Origin of the sequence: Spirillospora sp. NPDC052242, from assembly GCF_040679555.1 — a bacterium.
GTDB lineage: Bacteria > Actinomycetota > Actinomycetes > Streptosporangiales > Streptosporangiaceae > Spirillospora.
This window is the reverse complement of sequence record NZ_JBFAUZ010000051.1, coordinates 20,148-42,508: the sequence shown is the minus strand read 5'-3', so window position 1 is coordinate 42,508 and position 22,361 is coordinate 20,148. Positions and strand designations below refer to the sequence as shown.

At 75.6% G+C, this 22,361-nt stretch carries 19 protein-coding genes; 5 read left to right on the top strand and 14 right to left on the bottom strand.

The features are described from left to right. Window positions 1-69: 69 nt before the first annotated feature. The 4 genes from sigJ to AB0L25_RS32815 all read right to left on the bottom strand — a co-directional run bounded on the left by sigJ (window position 70) and on the right by AB0L25_RS32815 (window position 2,793). A complete protein-coding gene (gene sigJ, locus AB0L25_RS32830; protein WP_500176639.1) occupies window positions 70-957 on the bottom strand; it encodes an RNA polymerase sigma factor SigJ in 888 nt (295 codons plus the stop codon). Between the two features lie 24 nt (window positions 958-981). Continuing rightward, window positions 982-1,632 (bottom strand): GNAT family N-acetyltransferase, encoded by a 651-nt coding sequence (locus AB0L25_RS32825; RefSeq protein WP_500176638.1) that lies wholly within the window; start codon window positions 1,630-1,632, stop codon window positions 982-984. 62 nt (window positions 1,633-1,694) lie between these two features. Then, a complete protein-coding gene (locus AB0L25_RS32820) occupies window positions 1,695-1,922 on the bottom strand; it encodes a GNAT family N-acetyltransferase (RefSeq protein WP_500176637.1) in 228 nt (75 codons plus the stop codon). A 52-nt stretch (window positions 1,923-1,974) separates the two neighbouring features. Next, on the bottom strand, window positions 1,975-2,793 hold the full coding sequence (locus tag AB0L25_RS32815; RefSeq protein ID WP_500176636.1) for a GNAT family N-acetyltransferase: 819 nt from the start codon (window positions 2,791-2,793) through the stop codon (window positions 1,975-1,977). A gap of 308 nt (window positions 2,794-3,101) precedes the next feature. On the opposite strand from AB0L25_RS32815, the gene lon reads away from it, so the two are divergent. Both lon and AB0L25_RS32805 read left to right on the top strand, forming a co-directional pair. Then, entirely contained in the window at window positions 3,102-5,498 is a 2,397-nt protein-coding gene (gene lon, locus AB0L25_RS32810) for an endopeptidase La (protein ID WP_500176635.1), read from the top strand. A 154-nt stretch (window positions 5,499-5,652) separates the two neighbouring features. Continuing rightward, window positions 5,653-6,138, top strand: a complete 486-nt coding sequence (locus AB0L25_RS32805) for a VanZ family protein (RefSeq protein WP_500176634.1) — start codon at window positions 5,653-5,655, stop codon at window positions 6,136-6,138. 4 nt (window positions 6,139-6,142) lie between these two features. On the opposite strand, the gene AB0L25_RS32800 is transcribed toward AB0L25_RS32805, so the two are convergent. Together AB0L25_RS32800 and AB0L25_RS32795 are read right to left on the bottom strand one after the other, a co-directional pair. Further along, the gene (locus AB0L25_RS32800; protein WP_500176633.1) at window positions 6,143-7,666 is read right to left on the bottom strand and encodes a nitroreductase/quinone reductase family protein; all 1,524 of its coding nucleotides are present in this window, start codon (window positions 7,664-7,666) and stop codon (window positions 6,143-6,145) included. 75 nt (window positions 7,667-7,741) lie between these two features. After that, entirely contained in the window at window positions 7,742-11,083 is a 3,342-nt protein-coding gene (locus AB0L25_RS32795; RefSeq protein ID WP_500176632.1) for a hypothetical protein, read from the bottom strand. Window positions 11,084-11,195: 112 nt separating this feature from the next. On the opposite strand from AB0L25_RS32795, the gene AB0L25_RS32790 reads away from it, so the two are divergent. Next, window positions 11,196-11,546, top strand: coding sequence for a hypothetical protein (locus AB0L25_RS32790; RefSeq protein WP_500176631.1), 351 nt, complete (start codon window positions 11,196-11,198; stop codon window positions 11,544-11,546). On the opposite strand, the gene AB0L25_RS32785 is transcribed toward AB0L25_RS32790, so the two are convergent. The 6 genes from AB0L25_RS32785 to AB0L25_RS32760 form a co-directional block, all read right to left on the bottom strand. After that, window positions 11,537-11,935, bottom strand: coding sequence for a hypothetical protein (locus tag AB0L25_RS32785; RefSeq protein ID WP_500176630.1), 399 nt, complete (start codon window positions 11,933-11,935; stop codon window positions 11,537-11,539). The two genes, AB0L25_RS32790 and AB0L25_RS32785, sit on opposite strands and share 10 nt — an antisense overlap. 20 nt (window positions 11,936-11,955) lie before the next feature. Then, window positions 11,956-15,072 (bottom strand): coiled-coil domain-containing protein, encoded by a 3,117-nt coding sequence (locus tag AB0L25_RS32780; RefSeq protein ID WP_500176629.1) that lies wholly within the window; start codon window positions 15,070-15,072, stop codon window positions 11,956-11,958. Continuing rightward, window positions 15,069-15,725 (bottom strand): DprA-like winged helix domain-containing protein, encoded by a 657-nt coding sequence (locus AB0L25_RS32775; protein WP_500176628.1) that lies wholly within the window; start codon window positions 15,723-15,725, stop codon window positions 15,069-15,071. The genes AB0L25_RS32780 and AB0L25_RS32775 overlap by 4 nt, the downstream gene beginning before the upstream one ends. Continuing rightward, a complete protein-coding gene (locus AB0L25_RS32770) occupies window positions 15,718-16,278 on the bottom strand; it encodes a hypothetical protein (RefSeq protein ID WP_500176627.1) in 561 nt (186 codons plus the stop codon). The genes AB0L25_RS32775 and AB0L25_RS32770 overlap by 8 nt, the downstream gene beginning before the upstream one ends. Then, on the bottom strand, window positions 16,275-17,480 hold the full coding sequence (locus AB0L25_RS32765) for a hypothetical protein (RefSeq protein WP_500176626.1): 1,206 nt from the start codon (window positions 17,478-17,480) through the stop codon (window positions 16,275-16,277). The genes AB0L25_RS32770 and AB0L25_RS32765 overlap by 4 nt, the downstream gene beginning before the upstream one ends. Window positions 17,481-17,654: 174 nt before the next feature. Then, entirely contained in the window at window positions 17,655-19,088 is a 1,434-nt protein-coding gene (locus tag AB0L25_RS32760; protein WP_500176625.1) for an aldehyde dehydrogenase, read from the bottom strand. Between the two features lie 139 nt (window positions 19,089-19,227). Here AB0L25_RS32760 and AB0L25_RS32755 point away from each other — a divergent pair, with 139 nt between their 5' ends. Continuing rightward, the gene (locus AB0L25_RS32755) at window positions 19,228-19,863 is read left to right on the top strand and encodes a mycothiol-dependent nitroreductase Rv2466c family protein (RefSeq protein WP_500176623.1); all 636 of its coding nucleotides are present in this window, start codon (window positions 19,228-19,230) and stop codon (window positions 19,861-19,863) included. 55 nt (window positions 19,864-19,918) lie between these two features. Here the strand turns inward: AB0L25_RS32755 and AB0L25_RS32750 are convergent, their stop codons facing one another. After that, window positions 19,919-20,347: a cytidine/deoxycytidylate deaminase family protein gene (locus tag AB0L25_RS32750; protein WP_500176622.1), complete on the bottom strand. Its 429-nt coding sequence runs from the start codon at window positions 20,345-20,347 to the stop codon at window positions 19,919-19,921. Window positions 20,348-20,363: 16 nt separating this feature from the next. Next, complete coding sequence (locus AB0L25_RS32745) at window positions 20,364-21,050, bottom strand: RibD family protein (protein WP_500176621.1); 687 nt, start codon at window positions 21,048-21,050, stop codon at window positions 20,364-20,366. A gap of 124 nt (window positions 21,051-21,174) precedes the next feature. Here AB0L25_RS32745 and AB0L25_RS32740 point away from each other — a divergent pair, with 124 nt between their 5' ends. Beyond that, complete coding sequence (locus tag AB0L25_RS32740) at window positions 21,175-22,308, top strand: exonuclease SbcCD subunit D (protein WP_500176620.1); 1,134 nt, start codon at window positions 21,175-21,177, stop codon at window positions 22,306-22,308. The last annotated feature ends 53 nt before the right edge of the window (window positions 22,309-22,361 follow it).

The window sequence follows — 22,361 nt, the reverse complement described above, 5'->3', positions numbered from 1 at the left end:
CCTCGTTGAGAGTCGGAAGCTGAACCGGACGGACGCCCGGTCCGTGACGGCCGCGCCGGGTGACGCCGATCACACGAGCTGATCGGCGACGAACGCGAGCTTGCGCGGAGCCAGGATCGTCCGCACACGGTCGATGCGTCCGTCCTCGACCCGCACCGACAGGACGCCGTACAGCGCGTCCTCGATCCAGATCAGGACGGCCGGCTCCCCGTTGACCTCCGCGACACGCGACGTCACCAGCGCGGCCTCCGGCCGCCGCGCGAGCCCGGCCAGATACCGCAGGACGGCCGCGCGGCCCGTGACCGGCCGCCGCGAGGCCGTCACCTCGCCGCCGCCGTCCGCCACGGCCACGACGTCCTCGGCCAGCAGCCGCTCGAGCGCCGCGACGTCCCCGTCCAGCGTCGCGCCGAAGAACGTCTCGACGATCCGCCGGTGCCGTCCGGCGTCGACGTCGCGCTTCCGGCCGTCCTCCCCGACGTGCGCGCGCGCCCGCCGGTGGAGCTGGCGGGAATGGTCTTCCCCGATGCCGAGGATCTCCGCGATCTCCCGGTGCGGATGCCCGAACGCCTCCCGCAGGATGAACACCGCGCGTTCCGCGGGGGACAGCCGCTCCAGCAGCACCAGCACGCCCAACGACACCGACTCCCGCTGCTCCACCGTCTCCAGCGGCCCCAGCGCCCCGTCCGCGGTCAGCACCGGCTCCGGCAGCCACGGGCCCGCGTAGCGCTCCCGCCGCACCCGCGCCAGCGACAGCCGGTTGAGGCACAGGTTCGTCACCACCGTCGTCAGCCACGCCGCCGGCACCTCGACGCGATCGGCCCGGCTCCACCGCAGGTAGGCGTCCTGCAGGACGTCCTCGGCCTCGGCCGCCGACCCCAGCATCCGGTACGCGAGCCCCATCAGCCGGGGCCGCTGCCCCTCGAACACCTCGACGTCCGGGGCGTCCGAACTCGCCATGCCGCCGACCCTACTTCGACACCCTCACAGGCCGAACAGCGGCAGGCACGGCTCGAGCCCCGCGATCTCGACGTCCACCGTCCGGTGCCGCTCCCACCCGGCGCGGTCGAGCAGGAGCCGCTGGTCCCGCCGGATCTCGTCGTGCACCCGGACCCGGTCGACGCCGTTCGGCTCGTACCCCAGCTTCTTCGACACCGCCAGCGAGGCGGGGTTGTCGACGAACGCCGTGCTCGCGGCGGTCTCGGCGCCGAGACCGGCGAAGGCCAGCTCCAGGACGGCGGCGCGCATCTCCGTCCCGATGCCCCGCCCCTGGTGGCGCCGCCCGAGCCACGACCCCGTGCCGACCTCGCGCACGACCGCGAACTCGGCGGCGGAGACCCCCTGCGTCCCGACGACGCGGCCGTCGAGGAACACGACCAGGTCCAGGCACCACTTCCGCGGCGTCCATTCCGCGAGCTGCCGCCAGTGGTACTGCATCGCGTTCCGCGCCCGCTCCTCGGGCGTCCCGTCCGTCCACGCGGTCATGAAGGGCATCGTCCCGGGGTCGTGGACGCCGTCGGCGGCGAGCTCGGCCAGCGCGTGGAGTTCCGCGAGATCCGGCAGCCGCAGCTCCAGGCGCGGCGTCCGCAGGGTGAGCCCGAACATCGGCCAATGAGTCAGCTTCACCGGCCTCATTATCCGTTCCGGCCCGCGAAGCGGAAAACCATTAATCCGGACCACGACCCCGGCCCGGCGCGTCACCGCGGGGGCGCCTCGTTGCCCGGCGCGCAGGTCAGCAGCACGCGCGCGAGGCCGCGCCGGGCGCACTCGTCCAGCCCGGCGGCCGGCATTCGGGTGGCGTGGCCTTGGCGACGCCACTGCGAGACGACGTGGTAACCGATGTGGCCGCCCGCGTCGGCGAGGGCCGCCGTCAGCCGGTGGCGGAGCACCAGCGTGCCGAGGTAGTGCTCGCCCGCGAGTGTCATGCGTTGGGCTGCGATCCGACAAGTGTCGGGGCGTGTTGCGTCGGTCTGGTGTTCAACTCAACTTGGCGGATTCTGTGGCGCGAGGCTTTGCTTCAGAGGGGGTGTCGGCCGTGTGCTGAAGCCTGACTTGGCGTTCGGTGTCGGTGAATCCGAGTGATCGGTAAATCCCGATCGCTTCGGCATCTGGATCTGCGACGATCACGAGTGTTCGGGCTCCCTCGGCCAGGGCCTGCACTCCGGCGAAGTGGACGAGCGAGGAGGCCAGGCCGCGGCGGCGGAAGGCGGGATGGGTCTCGACCTGCTGGTAGCGAGCGAGTCCCTGGCCGTCGAGGACGACGCCCAGGCCCGCGCGCATCTCACCGTCCACGAACGCGCCGAACCAGGTGATGTCGCCCGCCTCGCACAGGCGTCGTTCCTCAGCGAGTTTGGCCGTCCGGAACGTGGTGTTCTCCTCCGAGGGTTCCGACTCATCGCACGCGTGCCGCAGGCGGGCCGCCTGTTCCCAGTCGGCCTCGGTCAGCTTGCGCAGGTCGGCTTGCGCCGGCCGTGCGGGGACTTTGAGAGAGGAGGCCGTGAGGACCGTGTCGGTCTCGACGCTGATTCCGAGCCGTTCCCATTCTGCGTGCCGGCCCGCCTCGCCCTCGGTCCCGTCCACCCCGATCGCCAGGTGCGACGCCTCCGGGAATTCCGCCGCGAACAGGGCGGGAGCCTCTGCAAGCGCGTGGGGTGCGACGAGCACGAAGTTGCCCCACCAGAAGGACGGGTTGGCGGGCGTCCGGACCACCTGGTGAGACGGGTGGTCCACGATGACCGAGCCGGCCAGACGGCGGAGCAGGAGATCTGTGCGAAATGCGAGAGATCGGACCTTCACCCGGCGATCCTAAGCTCGGTTCTGGCCGGGCGCCTACCTTCGTGGCAGCAGGCCCGGCGCCGGCGCCGACACCAGCGCCAGGTGCGTCCGAGGGACGGTGAGCCGGCCGTCCCGGGCCGCCGTCACCCGCTGGTCCGCACACGTTCGCCTGGAGAGGGCAGGGAGGGTCTCCGGGCTTGATCGCTGAGAGCGAACGGGGGGAGGAAACAAATCGCTGCTCCGTTTTCTTGAGTGTGGATGACTCAACCTTCCGGGGTTGGGTCGCCGGTCCTCCCGAGGGGCCGGCACGACACGGACTTGGAGTGAGCATGAGCGAGACCCTGACGCTGCCGGTGCTGCCCCTGGACGACGGGGCCGTTCTGCCGGGCATGGTGGTGCCCCTCGACCTGTCCGGCGACGCGGAGGTGCGGGCGGCCATCGAGGCGGCGCGGGCGGTGGCGCAGACGACGGGGCCGGGGATACGGACGCCCGGCAAGCCGCGGGTGCTGCTGGTGCCGCGGCTGGACGGGCAGTACGCGGCGGTCGGGACCCTGGGCGTGGTCGAGCAGGAGGGGCGGCTGCCCGGCGGGGAGCCGGGGGCCGTCGTGCGCGGCGTCGCCCGGGTGCGGATCGGCACGGGGACGACCGGGCCGGGCGCGGCGCTGTGGGTCGAGGGGACCCTGATCGAGAAGCAGGCGCCGTCCGGACGGGCGCAGGAACTGGCCAAGGAGTACAAGGGCCTCGTCAGCGCGATCCTGCAGAAGCGGGGCGCGTGGCAGGTCGTCGACGTGGTGCAGCAGATCGACGACCCCTCGACGCTCGCCGACAACGCGGGGTACGCCCCCTACCTGTCGGACGAGCAGAAGGTCGAGCTGCTGGAGACGCCGGACGTCGTCGAGCGGCTCACCCTCGTGATCGGCTGGGCGCGCGACCACCTGGCCGAGCTGGACGTCGCGGAGACGATCCGCAAGGACGTGCAGGAGGGCATGGAGAAGACGCAGCGGGAGTTCCTGCTGCGGCAGCAGCAGGAGGCCATCCGCAAGGAGCTGGCCGAGCTGAACGGCGACCCCGCCGACGAGGAGGACGACTACCGCGCCCGGATCGAGGCGGCGAACCTGCCCGAGAAGGTGCGGGAGGCCGCGCTGAAGGAGGTCGACAAGCTCGAGCGGTCGTCGGACGCGTCGCCGGAGGGCGGCTGGATCCGCACCTGGCTCGACACGATCCTCGACATCCCGTGGAACGAGCGCAGCGCGGACGCCTACGACATCGCGGGCGCCCGCGAGATCCTGGACGCCGACCACGCGGGTCTCGACGACGTGAAGGAGCGCATCATCGAGTACCTGGCGGTGCGCAAGCGCCGCGAGGAACGGGGGCTCGGCGTGGTCGGCGGGCGGCGCAGCGGCGCGGTGCTCGCGCTGGCCGGGCCTCCCGGGGTCGGCAAGACGTCGCTGGGCGAGTCGGTCGCGCGGGCGATGGGCCGCGAGTTCGTCCGGGTCGCGCTGGGCGGCGTCCGCGACGAGGCCGAGATCCGCGGCCACCGGCGGACGTACGTGGGCGCGCTGCCCGGCCGGATCGTGCGGGCCATCCGCGAGGCGGGGTCGATGAACCCGGTCGTCCTGCTGGACGAGATCGACAAGGTCGGCGCCGACTACCGGGGCGACCCGACGGCGGCGCTGCTCGAGGTGCTGGACCCGGAGCAGAACCACACGTTCCGCGACCACTACCTGGAGGTCGAGCTCGACCTGAGCGACGTCCTGTTCCTGGCGACGGCGAACGTGGTGGAGGCGATCCCCGGGCCGCTGCTGGACCGGATGGAGCTGGTGCAGCTCGACGGCTACACCGAGCACGAGAAGGTGACGATCGCCCGCGACCACCTGCTGCCGCGCCAGCTCGACAAGGCGGGGCTGGAGCCGTCGGAGGTGACGCTGGACGACGCGGCGCTGCGGCTGCTCGCGTCCGAGTACACCCGCGAGGCGGGCGTCCGGTCGCTGGACCGGTCGATCGCGCGGGTGCTGCGGAAGATCGCCGCGAACGTCGCGCTGGAGAAGGCGACGCTGCCGGTCTCGGTCGGCCGCGACGACCTCAAGGACTACCTGGGCCGGCCCCGGTTTACGCCGGAGGTCGAGCTGAGCCGCGGCGAGCGGCGCACCGGGGTGCCGGGCGTCGCGACCGGCCTCGCGGTGACCGGCGCGGGCGGGGACGTCCTGTACATCGAGGCGTCGCTGGCCGACCGGGAGACCGGCGACACCGGGGTGACGCTCACCGGGCAGCTCGGCGACGTGATGAAGGAGTCGGCGCGGATCGCGCTGAGCTACCTGCGGTCGCGGGGCGCGGAGCTGGAGCTGCCGGTCGGCGACCTGAAGGACCGCGGCGTCCACGTCCACGTGCCGGCGGGCGCGATCCCGAAGGACGGCCCGAGCGCGGGCATCACGATGACGACGGCGCTGGCGTCGCTGCTGTCGGGACGTGCGGTGCGGCCGGACGTCGCGATGACCGGTGAGGTGTCGCTGACCGGGCGGGTGCTGCCGATCGGCGGGCTGAAGCAGAAGCTGCTGGCCGCGAGCCGCCTCGGCATCACCACCGCGATCGTCCCGAAGCGCAACGAGCCCGACCTGGAGGAGGTGCCGCAGGAGGTGCTGGACGGCATGACGGTGTTCACCGTCAGCGACGTCCGGGAGGTCCTGGACCTGGCGCTGGAGCCCGCCACGACGGCCGTCGCCGCCTGACGGGCCGGGACGCCCGCGACCCCGCACGGGGTCGCGGGCGTCCGCCTGTCCACGGCGCCCCGGCGGGGTTCGGGTTCGGGAGTTGCGCGGCATTTCGGATGTCCGATTCGTGCCGGCGGGCATGGGCGGGCGCGCCCGGGGGAGGAGGGGCGCCGTGTTGGTCGAAATGTGGCAGCCCGCCCCGCCCGGTGAACGCGTCCCCAGGTACGTCCTCGCGCTGCGCGCCGCCGTCGCCGTCGCGGCGCTCGGCCTGCTCGGCGCGTTCTGCTACGTCGCGTTCCAGCTCACGCTGACGCCCGTCCGCGACGAGGGGCAGGCCGGGGCGAACTTCAGGCCCGGCGACTCCCTGCGCTTCTACCTGGACCGCCCGACCAAGGAGGCGGTGCTCCAGCTCGGCGGCAACCTCGCCCTCCTCGCCCCCATGGGGGTGCTGCTGCCGCTGGTGGCCAAGCGCCTGCGCGGCCCGGTCCGGCTCGCCGTGCTGACGGCGCTGTTCTCGCTCGCGATCGAGCTGGTGCAGGGCGCGTTCGTGGTCGGCCGCGCCTTCGACATCGACGACGTGATCCTGAACGTCGCCGGCGTCGTCCTCGCGTACCTGCTCCTCGGCCGCCGGCTGTCCCGGTCCCTGCGCGGTTCGTGACGCGTCAGCGGGGGGTCAGGCGGAAGATGCGGAGCCGCCGGGTGGTGCGCTCCACGTAACGGTCGTACACCGGCCAGACCCGGACGAGCCGGGGCCACGCCTCCGCGCGTTCGTCGTCGTCCAGGAGGTGCGCCTTCACGGGGACGGCGCGGCCCCGGAACAGGACCTCGGCCTCCGGCGTCTTGAGGAGGTTGCCGGTCCACGCGGGGTGCTTCTCGCGGCCGAAGTTGGAGCCGACGACGAGCCACGAGCCGTCCCGCTCGGGCAGGCACGCCAGCGGGGTCGGGCGGGGCCGGCCGCTCACGGCGCCCGTGGTGGTGAGGATCAGGCTGGGCACGAGGAGCTGCCCGAGCATGAGGCGGCCGCCGGTCAGCCGGTTCAGGGTCCGGTCGACGGGCGGGACGATCCGGGGCCCGGCCTTCGCGAACCAGGCGGACCCGGACACCCGGTGGAAGACCGGGCCCAGCACCCGCTGGACGGCGGTGCGCTCGGCGGCGGGGACGTGCGCCGCCGCGGGCGCGAGCCGCCCCGCGCGGCGCGGGTTCAGGTGCCCGGACGCGGCGAGCCAGCGCAGCCCGTCGGCGACCGTGTCCTCCACGGGCCGCAGGGTGATGCCGAGCGCGTCCAGGATCGGGCGGTCGTCCGTCGGGACGAGCGTCACCATGAACTCGGCCGCGTCCCGCGTCAGCGGGTAGTCGAAGGTGCGGACGCGCTTGGCCGCGTCGAGCGCGGAGCCGAGGCCGAGCATCACCGGGGACGGGACGCGGAACGTGCGCGGCCGGACGCCGGTGAGCGCGCCGCACAGCGCCGCGAGCCGCGGCCACGTGAGGTAGTGGCCGCCGAGCACCCAGCGGCTCGCGCCCTGCCGGGACTCGACGGCGCGGGCGAGGGCCTCGGCGAGGTCGCGGACGTCCAGCACCGAGACGCCGCCGCCCGGCAGCGGCCAGACCTTCGACAGCGCCCCGGCGAGCCCCTCCGGCAGGGCGTCGAGGACGGGCTGGTCGGGGCCGAACACGCCGCCCGGGTAGACGATCGTGACGGGCGCGCCGTCGTCCTGCAGGCCGCGCGCGTAGCGTTCGGCGGCGACCTTCGAGCGCCCGTAGCCGGTGCGGGGGCCGGCGAGGGGCGCGTCCGCGGTGATCAGCGGGCCGGCCGGGGGGACGAACACCCCGATCGTGGACACGTGGATCACCGGGGCGAGCCCGGCGTCGACGGCCCCGCCGACGACGTTGCGGGTCCCGGCGACGTTCGCGTCGACGACGTCGCGGCCGTGGCCGGTGACCCCGATCGCGGCGGCCGCGTGGATCGCGGCGTCGCAGCCCTCGAGGGCCTCGGCGACGGCCCCGGCGTCCAGCATGTCGCCCCGGACGAACTCGACGTCGCCGTCCGCGACGCCCAGCGTCCCGAGGACCCGCGCCGCCTTCCCCGGATCGCGCACCAGCGCGCGCGGCGTGTGCCCGCGCGCGAGGAGCGCCCGGACGGTGTGCGACCCGACGAACCCGGAGGCGCCTGTGACGAGAACCCGCATGTCGACAACCTAATGCTTGCTAGGCGCCCCCTCAAGATCGCCGCGCCGCCGGACGCGACGCGCGGCCGCGCCGGGCTACTCCTCGGCCGTGTACAGGCGGCGGGCCGTGTACGCCACGTCCGCCTCCGGGTGCGCGCGCAGGCCGCGCAGCAGCGCGCGCCATTCCGGCGGCCAGCCCGCGTCGGGGCCGAGCCGTCCGGCGAGCGCGCACGCGAGCAGGCCGCCCGCGAGGTCGCCCCGCTCCGCGAGCCGCACCGCGTGCGGGTGCACGTCCTCGGCGTCCGGCGGCTCCGCGTACCCGTACGTGTAGTAGAGCTCGTCGTCCTCGCTCCCCGCGAGGGCCTCGGCGATCTCGGCGACCGCGAGGACGCCGAGTCCCGCGCAGCCGTCGGCGAGCGCGTCCACGGCGTCGGCCGCGTCGTCGGAGTCCCAGTCGAGCGTCGCGGCCGCCAGTTCGAGCGCGAGCGGCTCCGGCAGCCGCCCGGCCACGGCGCCGAGCGCGGGCCCGGCCGCGGCGCGGTCCCGGACGGCGGCGCGGCGGATCGCCGACACCAGCGCCGCCAGCCGCTGCGCGGCCGGCAGGTCGCGGTCGGCCTCGGCGTCGGCGCCGTCCGCCGCCCCCGCGAGCGTCGCCGCCGCGGCGCCCAGCTCGTCCGCCCCCAGGCCGGCCTGGACGCACGACAGCAGCGCGGCCATCGCGGAGCGCCAGCGGCGCGTCTCCCCGAGATCGGTGAGGACGCCCGCGAGCAGCCCCGGGACCTCCGGCGCCCACTGCGCCCACCGGCCCAGCACCTCCAGCGCCGCGTCCGCGGCCTCCGGGTCGTCCGACCCGGCCACCCGCACGATCAGCGCCGCGTACTCGCCCCGGAACCGCTCCTCGATCTCGTGCGGCCACCCGCCGAGCACCTGCCGCGCGAGGTCGCGCGGCCCCCGCGCGGCCTCCGCCAGGACGCGCCGCGCGACCGGCTCGGCGATGTACGGGCGGAGCGCCGACGCGATCGCCGCGCGCACGTCCCGGTGCTGGCCCGGATCGTCCCACGCCTCCGCGACGACGGACAGCGCGTCCGGCGCCCGGGTCCGCAGCAGGATCCGCAGCGCCTCCTTCCGCGCGGTGATCTTCCCGTCGGCGAGCACCGGCCGCAGCAGCGGCCCCAGCGCGCCCGGCCGGACGAACCGCGCCGCCCGTCCCGCCGCGTACACGGCGACGTGCGCGTCGTCGGACGACGCCCGCGCGAGCAGATCGGGCAGGACGTCCTGCGGCGCCGACGTCCACGGCGCGGCGGTCAGCGCCGCCCGCCGCAGGTGCGCGTCGTCCGACTCCAGGTACGGGCGCAGCCGCTCCGCGCCCGTCCCCGGCACCGTCGCGATCGCCGCGACCGCCTGTCCGCGGGCGGACTCCGCGGCGCCCTCGTCGCCCGCCGCCCGCTCCAGCAGCCGCAGGTAATCGGCGTGCTGCCGCGCCGTCCAGCGCCGCGTCCACGCGCTCTCCATCCGCGGGACGTACGCGACGTCGTCCCGCCGGAACCGTCCGGCCGTGCCCCCGGACAGGACCAGGTGCAGCAGGTCGGTGCGCTCGGACGCGATCGCGGCGAGCACCGCCGGGACCGCGACGGCCGACGGGTCCTTGCCCACCACCCGCTCGACCCGCTCGCCGCGCGTCCCCGGCGGCTCCAGCCACAGCGCGATCGCCGTCGTGATGGTGCGGTCGTCGGTCGCGTCGAGGGCCTTCTCCAGCGCGTCTTGCAGCACCGGCACCCCGTGGGCGCGGCGGCCGAGCGCCCGGACGAGCGTCAGCGCGAGCGCGTGGTCGTCGCGGCGCGCGCCCCGCTCCAGCAGCGGCGCCAGATGCTCGACGAGCCGGTGCTCCCGCCCCCGCGGCAGCCCCCGGTCGAGCCGGGTCAGGTGCGGGAACCCCGAATGCCCCACGACCCGCTCCAGCAGCCCGACGCCGAACATCGCCAGGTCGCCGTCGTCCCGCAGCGCGCCCTGCCGGGCGAACGCCACCGCGAGCCGCGCGAGCTCCTGCCGGGTCGTGTACGAGCAGTCGCGGGCGTCCAGGGCGTTCTCGGCGAACCGTTCGACGGCCTCCGCGTGCTCGCCGCGCAGCAGCCCCTCCGGGACGGACGCCAGCGCGTGCAGCGCGCTCAGCCGCACCGGGTCCTGCTCGTTGCGGAGCCGGCCGAACGACTCCAGGACCGTGCCCAGCACCTCCGGGTCCCGCTCGCGGCTTGCGCAGCGGACGAGCAGCGCGTACCCCGCCGCGCGCTCCTCGGCGTCCGGCCGCCGGGTCAGCTCGGCGAGCACGGGACGCGCCTCCTCGAACGGCAAGTGCGCGGTCACCCGCCGCACCTGGTCCGGGTGGTCGGCGACCGCGCGCAGCCCCAGCATCCGGCGCGCCTCCCGGACCCGGACGTCCCGCGGCAGGACGTCCAGCAGCGGGTCATCGAGGACCGCGGCGGTCAGGTCGACGCCGCGCATCGCCGTGTCGAACAGCGCGCCCCGCTGCCTCGGCGGCACCGCCTTCAGCAGCAGCCGCAGGGTCCGCTCGTCCCCCCGGACCGCCCGGGCGACCTCCGCGAGCGCGTCCCCGCCGATCCGGACGATCCGCTCCCGCACCGCGCGGCGCCGCACCAGCGCCCCCACCCGCCGCCGGTCCGACAGCAGCAGCCGCAGCGTCCGGTCCGGCTCCGCGTCCAGCAGCCGCCCGATCCCGGGCAGCAGCGCCCACGGCGGCTCCTCGGTGTGCCAGTACTCCTCGAGCAGCCCCACCACGCGCACCGGATCGTGCTCCAGCGCCGCCGCGACGCCCGTCCCGTGCCACTGCCACCAGGACGCCCGCGCGCCCTCCGCCAGCGCCCCCAGTTCCTCCTCCGCGTGGTCGAGGACGGCCGCGGGGTGCGCCCGTCCCAGCGAGTGCCGGTTCGGGACGGCGTGCGCGAGCGCCCGGACGCGCGTCGCCGTGACGTCCGGACCGCACGCGGGCAGCAGCGCGGCCGCCTCACCGTCGCCCCACCGCTCCGCGACCGGCCCGACGAGCGCGTCCGCGAGATCGCTCCGCCGGTGCTTGCGGACGGCCCGGTACGTCTCCGCGCGGATCGCCGCGGGCGCGTCCAGCAGGCTCTCCAGCAGCGCCTCCGGCCCCGGCGCGTACCGCACCGACAGCCGCACCGCCTGCCGCGCGATCCACGCGTCCGGGTCGCGCGTCGCGCCCAGCACGTGCGCGATCGACGCGTCGTCCCGCACCGCCGACGCGACGAACAGCGCCGTCGCCCGCTCGTACCAGCCCCGCCCGCCCAGTTCGTCCAGCAGCGCGGCGAGCGCCGGATCGCCCGCCGACTCCCGCAGCCGCACCAGGCGGCGGACCCGGTCGGGGTAGGACAGCGGTTCGATCTCGTCGAGCAGCTCATCAGCACGCATGCCGCGCATCCTCCCGGATCCCCCGCCCGGATTCACCCGCTTTACCCCCACGCTGACAAGCCGCCAGGGCCGCCGCCGCATACCGCCGCACTGGCCGTCGTAGGGTTTCGATGTGTCTTTCGACGTGACTGTCTATGGGAGGAAAGCGGGTCACGGGGAGCTTCGGGAGCTTTACGAAGTGCCGTTGGGCGGGCATGGCACGGTGGTCGAGTACTGGGTCGGGCCCGCGTTGGCGTTGGGGTTGCCGATCCTTGCTCGGCTGGAACGCGGTGAACTGACCGTCGCGCATGAGGAACTGGCGGCCTTCGCGCAGGAACTCGACGTGCTGGCCGGACATTGGGCCGACGTCGTTCCCGGGAGGCGCCGGTCCACGTCGCTTCTTACCGCGCTGCTTCACCGGCTGGCGCTGGTCCGGGCCGCTGTTCGGATGGCCGAGGTGACCGGTGGGCACCTTTACGTGTGACTCGCCCCCCGGGCCAGGAGGGCGAGGAAGGCTTGCCGGCGGGACGTCCAGCGGTGCGTCCACCTGGGGTCGATGCGGGAGACGTCGAGGTCGGCGGTGAGGACGAGGTCCAGCAGCGAGTCGAGGTGCGCGCGTGCGCCGTCGGCCTCGGCGGCGGCGCGGACGACGGCGATGTGCTCGCGGGACGCCTCGTCCCGTGCGGCCGCCGCGAGGGCCAGCGCCAGCCCCCGCTCGTACGGGCCGCGCTGCCCGAGGTCGACCAGCAGCGGGACGAGCTCCCGCCCGCCCGCGAGCCGGCGCAGCTCCGCCACCCGGCGGCGCCGCTCGGCGTGGGCGAGCGGCTCGATCTCCGCGAGCAGGGCGTCGGCGGGCCGCATGTCCGTGCGCATGACCCGCCATCGTGCCGGGGTCAGTCCGCCGGGTCCGCCTCGGTTCCGCGCCCGGCCGAGATCTGCGCGGCGAGGCGGCGGACGCGCTCCTCGTGCTCGTCGTACGCGACGACGACCGGCGGCTCGTTGTACGGCATCGTGTCGGACGAGCGGCGCAGCTTCACGTACTGGCCGCAGGCGTCGATCGCGTACGGCTCCATGTCGTCCTGCAGCGCGCCGATGACCGTGATGCCGTGCGTCTCGCCGATCTTGCGGAACAGCGCGACGGCCTCCTTGCGGTGCTCCTTGCCGAGGTTGCGGCCGAGCTCGTCGAGGACGAGGCACAGCCGCCCGCCGCCGGAGCTGGCGAGCGCCGCGGCGCACACGAGCTTGACGGCCTTCTCGTCCATGAGGGCGGTGTTGGCGCGCCGGTTGTACGGGACGTACCGCTGCCCGTCGGAGCGCCGCCACTTCGGCGTGACCCGCCAGCGCCACTCCTGCTCGGGGTCGCCGGGCGGTTCGGGGGTGGGGAACTCGAGGGTCGCGCCGTAGCCGCCGTAGTCCACGTCGAGCTTCTCGAACTCCTCCGACACGCGCTGCAGGCGGGCGCGGATCGCGGCGGTCAGCGCGGTGCGGTGCGCCTCGGCGGCGCCGGCGGCGTCCGCCGCGCCCTTCTGCGCCTTCTCCAGGTCGGCGCGGCGCCCCGCGAGCTGCACCTCGATCTGCCGCCGCTGGTGCCGCTCGTAGTCCTCCTGCTGGCGCAGGTACGCCTGCAGCGCCTTGACGAGGCGGGGGAACGTGGCCTGCTCGCGTTCGGTGCGGCGGCCCTCGCCGTCGGCGCGTTCCCGGAGGAGGAACCGCACTTCTTCGGGCATGTCCTCGTCGGACGCGCCGTCGGGGAACACGCGGCGCAGCGCCTCCGACAGGTGCTTCTCGGCCGTGTGCCACCACTCGGCGGGCGTCCAGGTCGCCTCGTCGTCGGTGAGGCCCGACAGCCATTCGGCGGCGCCGTCCCGGGACCCGCCCCACTCCTTCTCGAGGGCCTCGACGCCGAGGGCGGCGCGCCGGTCGGCCAGCTCGGACGAGCGCGCCCGCACCCGGTCGCGGTCCCGTTCGTGCCCGTCGCGGCGGCCCCGGAGGCGGTCGACCTCGAGGGCGCGCGTGTCGGCCTTGGCCTGCAGGCGCCGGAGCGTCTGCTCGGCCGCGCCCAGGCGCGGCCCGAGGCGCGCCTCGCCCGCCGCGAGCTCCTCCAGTTCCGCCCGCAGCTCCGCCATGCGGGACCGGACGTCGTCCAGTTCGGCCGCTGCGCGCGCGCCCGCGAGCCGGCGTCCGGCCAACGCGACCTCGGCGGCCCCGTCGGACGTCGCCCGCCGCGCGGCCTCGAGCGCCTCCTGCGCCGCTTCGAGTTCCGCGCGGGCCGCCTGCACCCGCGCGACCCGTCCGGTCACCGGCTCGGGGAACCCGCCGACGATGACGACGCCGCCGGGGGCGCCGTCCTCGAGCGCCGCGAAGAAGCCGGTGAGGGGCAGCGCGCACCGGACGCCGTCCGGGTGCCCGTCCAGGGGCTCCCCGCCCGCGGCGACGTCGCCGTCCGCCGGGACGATCATCGAGCCGGGCAGGTCCTTGAGCGCGACGGCCGCGGCGTCGAGGTCGTCCGTCCCGACGACGGCGGCCTCCCGGAACGGCCACAGCGCGGCCTCCCAGCGGTCCCGGACGCCGGGGGCGAGCTCGACCGCGTCCAGCAGCCCGACCGCGGCGATCCCGGCGGCGGCGAGCGCGCGGATCTGCGCGGGCGCGCTGCTCGCGCCCGCCTCGGCCTCGGCGAGGGCCCGCTCGGCGCGGGCGACGGCGCCGCGTGCCATCCCGAACTCCTGCTGCGCCTCGTCCCGGCGGGTCTCGGCGGCGGCGAGGCCCGCCCGGGCGGCGGCCTCGTCGCGGCCGTCGGCGTCGCGGCGCCGCTCCTCCAGCTCGGCGACGCGGCGGCGCAGCTCCTCGAGACGGTCCTGCGCGACGGCCTTGTCCGCGCCGAGCCGGTCCACCTGCCCCTTCAGCTCCGCGAGCGCCGACTCCGCCGAGGCGACCTGCTCGTCCAGCGCGCCGCCGGTGAGCTGCTCCATCTCCTGCTCGGCCGCCTTCGCGGCGGCGCCCAGCCCGTCGGCCTCGGCGCGCAGCGCCTCCTGCTCGGCGGCGAGCGCCGCGTCGGCCGCGGCGGCGTCGGCGAGCAGCCGCGCCTGCCGGGTCCGCCAGTGCCGCAGCGCCGCGTCGACGTCCGCGCGGGCCCGGTCGCGGCGGTCGAACGTCTTCAGCAGCGCCGCCGCCTCCCGCTCCCACTCGACGAGCCGCTCGGTCGCCTCCGCGGCCTTCGCCCGCTCCCGGTGCTCCTCCGCGCGGGACCGCCGTTCGGCCTCCAGCTCCCGGTCCAGGCCGGTCAGCGCCGCGATCGCGCTGAAGATGCGCTCCGGGGTGATCTCGTTCAGCGGCTGCGACAGCAGGTTCGTCGCGACCTTGCTGCGCACCGACGTCGACAGGAACGACACGCACCGCACCCGCCCGCCGTACAGGACGCGGCTCAGGTCCTTCGCGACGAGGTCGCGGCGGCCCGCGCTGCGCGGCAGCCCCGCCCACAGCCGGTCGGCGAGGGCGACCCGGTCGGCCTCCGACGGCGCCGCCGCCAGGTGGACGCCCTGCCGCCAGCGGATCTCCAGATGCGGGGCGTCGACGTTCACGCGCAGCCAGACGGTCAGCGCCGTCTCCTCCGCCTCGCCGTCTTCGGCCGCGGCGCCCTCCGGCGGGTCGGCGTGGTCGAAGACGCCGACGATGTAGCCGTGGTCGGCGCTGGCCCACCGGCTGTCGCCCTGCGCCGCGAGCTCCGCGTTGAACAGCAGCTCCGCGACCGCGCGGGCCCCGGACGCGAACCGCCACTGCTCGTCCCCGAGCAGCGCGGTGATCGCGGCGATGAACGACGACTTGCCCGCGCCGTTGGAGTCCTTCGGCCCCTGCCCGGCCACCACGATCAGCGTGCCGGGCACGGTCGGCACCGGATGCGTCGACAGCCGCGAGATGTTCACCGCCTGGACGGCGACGAGCGTGCGTTCGCCGACGACGTTCTCGGCGTCCCGGGCCGGGCCCGGGACGAGCGGTTCCAGCACGGCCGTCACGTGTTCTCCCCCTGATCGTGTTCGCGGTTGCGGCGGCGGGCCCGGATGGCCGCCGCGAGCGGCGAGTCCGGCCCGGCCGCCAGGATCAGCTCCTCCTGCAGCCGCCGCCGCGCGGCGGGCGTCAGCCGGTGGAACTGCGGGCCGGGGACGAACCCGCCCGCGTCCTCCGAACCCGCCTTGACCTGCGACACCAGTCCCGCGAGCCGCAGCCGCCGCAGCGCCGCGTCCAGCTCGCCCACCGGCAGCTGGGTGCGGCGCCGCAGCTCGTCGAGGGGCGTCGGGAACGGCGACAGCCACGAGTCGTCGCCGAGCCGCCCCGCGGCGCGCGGGATCGCCACCGAGTGGATCAGCACGAGGGTCAGCACGGCCCGGTCCCGGACGGACGGGACGCACGCGGGATCGCGCGCCAGTTCGGCGGCGACGTCGTCGCGGTAGCCCGAGATCCACTTCGTCCGGTCGGACCGCACGAGCGTCCGGCCGCTCAGCGCGAGCATCCCCTCGACCGTGCGGCGCAGCGCCGGCTCGCGCAGCGCCGGGAACCGCACCTCCGGCACCGGCTCCGCCGCGTGCTCCACCGCCGTGTACGCCGCGACCAGCTCCGCCCGCCGCCGCTCGTCGTAGGGCCGCAGCAGCGCCTCGAACACCTCACTCACCGCCCGGCTCCTCCGGCCGCGGCGGGTGGGGGAGGCGGCGGAGGAGGTCGCGCAGGGACGCGAGGGAGCCCTCCGGCCACAGCGCGGTGCGGGGGCCCGGGCGCACCGTGCCCGCGTCCCCGTCCAGCAGCAGCCAGCCGGTGTCGGCGAGCCGCCGCAGCTCCCCGGTCGCCCAGCGGCGCGCGAGGTCGGCGTCGCCCCGCGTCATCCCCCCGTACACCTCCAGCACGTGCCCGACCGGCGCGGGCGTCCCCGGCCACGGGGCGTCGTCCAGCCGCAGCCAGCAGCAGCGCAGCGCGGCGGCCAGCACGCGGCGCGCCTGCCCCGCGCGGTCCAGCGGCATCGGCGCCGTGTCGTACTCCTCCAGCAGCGCGGGCGTCGCGCCGTCCGGCCACTCCGGCAGCATCCACACGCGCGTCCCGTCCGACGCCGTGCGGACCCCGGACGGGACGGGCTCCGCCGCGTCGATCGACGGGACGCCCAGCACGCGGGCGCGGGCCCGCGCCAGCACCTGCGGATCCACGCCGCCCCCTTCGTCCGGCCGTTCGCTCATGCCCGCTCGAACCATCCCGGGGACAGCCACGCGGGCACCCCGCCGGGCCGCGCGTCCAGGCCGTCCTCCCACACGAGCCGGTACGGCAGCTCGGGGTGCAGGTGCGCGGCGGAGATGTCGGCGAGCATCCGCCGCGCGGACGCCCAGTCGGTGCCGAGGACGTCGGCGACGGCGGCGCGGTCGCGGCCGCGCAGCGCCTCCTCGGCGACCGCCCGCAACCGTTCGGCGGCGGCGTCGTCCGACCCGGTGTCGCGGGACAGGCCCGCGTCCGGGACGGACGGGCGCGGCGGCGCGGGCCGCGGCGGCGTCGCGCGGGGGCCGTCCTCGACGGCGGTCACCACCGCCGCCGGCTCGTGCCACGGCGCGGGCGCGTCGAACACGAACCCGTCGAGGACGGCCGCCAGCTCCTCGCGGGACGCGGTGCGCGAGAACGTCCGCCACGTCTCCGGCGGCAGCAGCGTCAGGTTCCGGGTGGTGCCCGCCGAGTCCGACAGCCGGGCCGCGGCCCGCCGCGACGCGTCCCCGTAGGCGTAGATCGCGGCGCGCAGGTCGGTGCAGGTGCGGTCGAGCTGCGGCCAGCGGCGCAGGATCGCGCCGTGCAGCCGCTCGGCGCGCACCAGGATCTCCTCGGTGCCCCACAGCTTCGGCGCCTGCTCGCGCAGCTCCTCGATCGTCCCGTTCGTCAGCGTCAGCAGCTCCACGCTCCACAGCCGGAACGCGCGCGCGAGCCCGTCCGCGCCGTCGCGCGCCTGCTCGGCCGTCATCCGCGGGTCGGCGACGTTGAGCTGCTCGAGCGCCAGCAGCCGGTGCATCTCGCTCTGCCCGCCGTCCAGCATCATCCGCCGGACGAACATCAGCCCGACCACGCTCGTGAACGACGCCCGGTACCGGAGCTGGTTCGGTTTCGGGAACACCTCCCGGACGGCGCCGAGCCCCTTCAGCACCCGCAGCCGGTTCTCGAACACGTCGGCCGGGTAGCCGCGGCACACGTACCGCATCTGCTCGCGGCTCAGCCCCTCCTCGCCCGCGTCGGCGAACGCGGCGAGCAGCGTCTCGGCGACGTCGACCAGCTCGGGGTCGTCGACGACCGCGCCGCTGTCGCGCGCGAGGGCCGCGAACATCTGCCGGTAGACGCCGAGGACGGCCTCGCCGACCAGGACGTCGTCCAGGCTGGCGGCTTCATCGTCGGTGGTAGGGGACACGGCGCACTACCGTACGGCTCCGGACCGACGATCGCGGAATCGGACGCCGTCAGCGCGCCGCCCCGGGCGCGGCGGCCCCCGCTCGAACGCCGCCCCGGCCGCCGCCGCGCGGTCGGGCGACCGTCCGGCCGGTGCGGGGGATCCCGCATCGACCGGACGGTGGACGCGCCGGGTTCAGCCCTGGCGCGGGATGGCCTTGTGCTCCAGGTACGCGGCGAGTCCCTCGGGGCCGAGCTCGCGGCCCATGCCGCTGTTCTTGTAGCCGCCGAAGGGGGTGTTGGGGTCGATGACGTACATGTTGACGCCGCAGCTCCCGGTGCGGATGCGGCGCGCGACCTCGACGCCGTGGTCGGGGTCGGCGGTCCACACCGAGCCGCCGAGGCCGTACTCGCTGTCGTTGGCGATGCGGACGGCGTCGTCCTCGTCTTCGTAGGGGATGAGGACGAGGACCGGCCCGAAGATCTCCTCGCGGGCGATGCGCATGTCGTTGCGGACGTCCCCGAAGACGGTCGGCGCGACGTACCAGCCGCGGTCGTGCGGGCGGTCCAGCCCGCCGGTGATGAGCTTGGCGCCCTCGTCCTGCCCGAGGCGGATGTAGCCCTCGACGCGCTCCTGCTGGCGCTGCGCGACCAGGGGGCCGATCTCGCTGGTGTAGTCGGCCGGGTCGCCGACGGTGAGCCCGCCGACCATCGTGGCGAGCGCGTCGGCGACCTCGTCGTAGCGGCTGCGCGGGGCGAGGATGCGGGTCTGCGCGGCGCACGCCTCGCCGTTGTTCATCAGCGACGCCAGCTTGAACCCCTCGACCGTCGTGGCGAGGTCGGCGTCCTCCAGGACGATCGCGGCGGACTTGCCGCCGAGTTCGAGCGTCACCCGCTTGAGCTGCTCGCCGCAGACGGCGCCGATCTTGCGCCCGGCGGCGGTGGAGCCGGTGAACGAGACCTTGTCGACGTCCGGGTGCGCCACCAGGTACGCGCCGACCTCGCGCCCGGCGGGGACGATGTTCACCACGCCCTCCGGGAGGCCCGCCTCCTGGATCCACTCGGCCAGCAGGTAGGTGTCCAGGGGCGTCTCCGGGGACGGCTTGGCGACCACGGTGCACCCGGCGATGAGGGCGGGCGCGAGCTTCAGCATGAGCGTGAACTGCGGGACGTTCCACGGGACGATCGCCGCGACGACGCCGACGGGCTCGCGGGTCACGGTGACCGGCCCGAGCATCCCGGGGCGCTCGTCCTCCCAGGTGTAGGTGGCGGCGAGGTCGGTGTAGTACTGGAGCACCATCTGCGGGATCGCGGCCTGCCCGAAGATCGAGAACCCGATCGGCGAGCCCATCTCGGCGGTGACCAGCTCCGCCATCCCCTGCTGCCGCTCGGCGTAGATCGCCGAGAGCCGCCCCAGGATCTCGGCGCGCTCGGCCGGGGTCATCCGCGGCCACGGGCCCTCGTCGAACGCCCGCCGCGCCGCCGCGACGGCGGCGTCCATGTCGGCCTCGGTGCCCTCGGGGACGCGGCCGATGACCTCTTCGGTGTGGGGGGAGATGACCTCGATCGTGCCGGTTCCGGCCGGGGCGGTCCATCCGCCGCCGATGAAGAACCGATCGTGCTCGCGCATGCTGGGGTGCCTCCTGCCCTCGGGGGCGGCCGTGACCACATGGTCAAACCGAGTGCTTGCTTGGCCCAGCATCGCACGGGCCCCCGGGAGCTTGGCAAGAGCGGATGAGACTCCAGTCTCATCCGGTAGGAAGGGCCGTATGACCGACATCACGGCCGACGGCACGGCCGACACCAGCGCCGACATCGTGGACGTATGGGTCGATCCCGCCTGCCCGTACACCTGGATCACGTCGCGCTGGCTCCTGGAGGCCGCGCGCGTCCGCCCGCTCGACCTCCGCTGGCGGCTGCTGAGCCTCGCCGCGCTCAACGAGGGCCGCGACGACGACCCCGAGGGCGACCCGGAGGGGTACCTGTGGCTGCCCGCCCGGGTCTGCGCCGCCGTCGAGGAGCACGCCGGCCACGACGGGCTCGGACGCTTCCACCTCGCGCTCGGCGCCCGCGTCCACGAGCGCGGCGAGATGGACGAGCGGACGATCCCGGCCGCGCTCGCCGAGGCCGGGCTGCCGGCGGCGCTCGCCGCGGCGGCCGGTTCGGACGAGCGCGACGACGCGGTCCGCGCGTCCACGGCGGCGGCGCTGCGGCGGATCGGCGGCGACCACGTCGGGACGCCCGTCGTCGCGGTCGGCGACATCGCGTTCTTCGGCCCGGTCCTGTCGCGGATCCCGCGCGGCGAGGCCGCCGGGCGGCTCTGGGACGGGACGCTGCTCGTCGCGGGGGCCGCGGGGTTCCACGAGCTCAAGGGACGCCCGCACGCCGCGCCCGACTTCGGCTGACGGGCGCGCCCGCCGCCCGTGCGGCCGCCCGTCCGGCCGCCGTCCGTCCGTCCGGTCAGAGCAGGTGCGCGTTGGGCGCGCGGGCCAGGTCCGCCAGCGCGGGCAGCTCGACCAGCTCGACGCCCGCCGCCTCCAGCACCTCCGCGCCCGTGCCCTCCACGAACAGCGACGGCTCCCGCCACGCGAACACCACGCGCCGCGCGCCCGACGCGACGATCAGCTCCGCGCACGTCCGCGGCCGCGACGCGCGCCGCCCGCACGGTTCGAGCGAGCTGTACACCGTCGCGCCCGCCAGGTCGCCGGACGTCTTCGCGAGCGCGGCCTCCTCCGCGTGGTCGCGCGGGTCGCCCTCCCGCGAGTGCCCGCGCGCGATCTCCCGTCCGTCCGCGCCGACGATCACGGCGCCGACGGAGAACGCGGTCCGCGACGGCGGGCACAGCGCCGCCAGCCCGCACGCCAGCCGCAGCCACTCGACATCGTCCATGGGTCCATCCTGCCCGTCAGCCGCGCCGGCCCGCCGTCAGGTACCGCAGCAGCACCAGGTCGCCGATGCGGGTCACCTCCTCCAGTCGCATCGGACGGTCCGGGCGCTGGGGGAACACGCCCGAGTGCACGAAGCGCGGCGCGGACGGGTCGCCGACGAAGAACGGCGCCACGACGAGCTGCAGCTCGTCGGCCAGCCCGGCGGTCAGGAACGCGGTGTGGACCCCGCCGCCGCCCTCCACCATCAGCCGCCGGACGCCCCGGCCCGCGAGGTCGGCGAGCACGTTCGTCAGCTCGGGCGGGTCCCCGGCGCCGACCACCTCGGCGCGGCCGGCGAGCCGCTCGGCCAGCGGCGCGGCCGCCGCCGACGCGGTGTAGACGAGCTTCGGCGACTCCCCGGTCGTGAAGAACCGGGCGTCCGGATCGATGTCGCCGCTCCAGGTCAGCGTGACCTTCGTCAGGTCGGGCGGCAGCCCCCGCGCGACCCTGCCCTCCCGCCGCGCGGGCGAGCGGACCAGCAGTTTCGGGTCGTCCGCGCGGATCGTCCCGGCGCCGACGAGGATCGCGTCGCAGCCGGCCCGCACCGCGTCGACCCGGTCGAAGTCCGCGGGACTCGACAGCCGCAGCCGCTCCGGGCCCGCGTCGTCGATGTACCCGTCGACGGACATCGCGCAGCTCAACAGGACGTAGGGACGTTCGCTCACCCGTCGAACACTAGGGCGTCCGGGACGCGGCCCGGCCCGGATGCGGGGATTGGAAGATCCTTTGTGGCGACTCGGCGTTTCTGCGCCGGATGTGTCGGAGGTGAGTCCTAGGGTTGCCCCCGACATGCGAATCCTCCACACCTCCGACTGGCACCTCGGCAGATCCTTCCACCGCGAATCCCTGAAGGACGCGCAGGAGGCGTTCGTCGACCACCTCGTCGACACGGTCCGCGCGGAGCGGGTGGACTGCGTGCTCGTCTCCGGCGACGTCTACGACCGGGCGCTGCCGAGCGTGGACGCCGTGAAGCTGTGCAGCGACGCGCTGGCGCGGCTGAAGGCGCTGACCCGGGTGGTGCTGATCGCCGGCAACCACGACTCGGCGAGCCGGCTCGGCTGGGGGTCGCAGCTCCTGGACGACGCGGGCGTGCACGTCCGCACCGAGTTCGCCCGCGTGGGGGAGCCCGTCCTCGTCGGCGACGCCGCGATCTACGGCATCCCCTACCTCGAACCCGAGTTCGCCCGGCACGAGTGGGAGCTGGACGAGCGCAGCCACGCCGCCGTGCTCGCCGAGGCGATGCGCCGCGTCCGCGCCGACGCCGCGACCCGCGGCCCGGACGTCCGGTCGGTCGTCCTCGCGCACGCGTTCGTGACCGGGGGCGAGGCCAGCGACAGCGAGCGCGACATCTCCGTCGGCGGGTCCTCGCACGTCCCGGTGTCGGTGTTCGACGGCGTCGACTACGCCGCCCTCGGCCACCTGCACGGCAGGTGGGCCGTCAACGACCGCGTCCGGTACTCCGGTTCGCCGCTGGCCTACTCGTTCTCCGAAGAACGGCACGTCAAGGGCTCCTGGCTGGTCGACCTGCGCGCGGACGGCGTCCACGCCGAGTTCGCGGAGGCGCCCGTCCCGCGCCGCCTGGCCCGCGTCAAGGGCCGCATCGACGACCTGCTGGAGAGCGCCCGGTACGCGGAGCACGAGGACCGCTGGCTCCAGATCACGCTCACCGACCCGGACCGCCCGTCCGGCGCGATGGAGCGGCTGCGCCGCCGGTTCCCGCACGCGCTCGTCCTCGGCTACGAGCCGGACGGCGCCGCCGAGGGCACGTCGCGCACCTGGTCGGAGCGCGTGCGGGACAAGTCGGAGCTCGACATCGCGGGCGACTTCGTCGCCGAGGTGACCGGGGCGCCCGCGAGCGAGGACGAGCGCGCGCTCCTGCACGAGGCGTTCGAGCACTGCCGCCGGAAGGAGGCCCTGGCGTGAGCGGGCGGGAGGCGCGCGGCGCGCGCCGGACGGGAGCGGCGGCCCGGATGCGG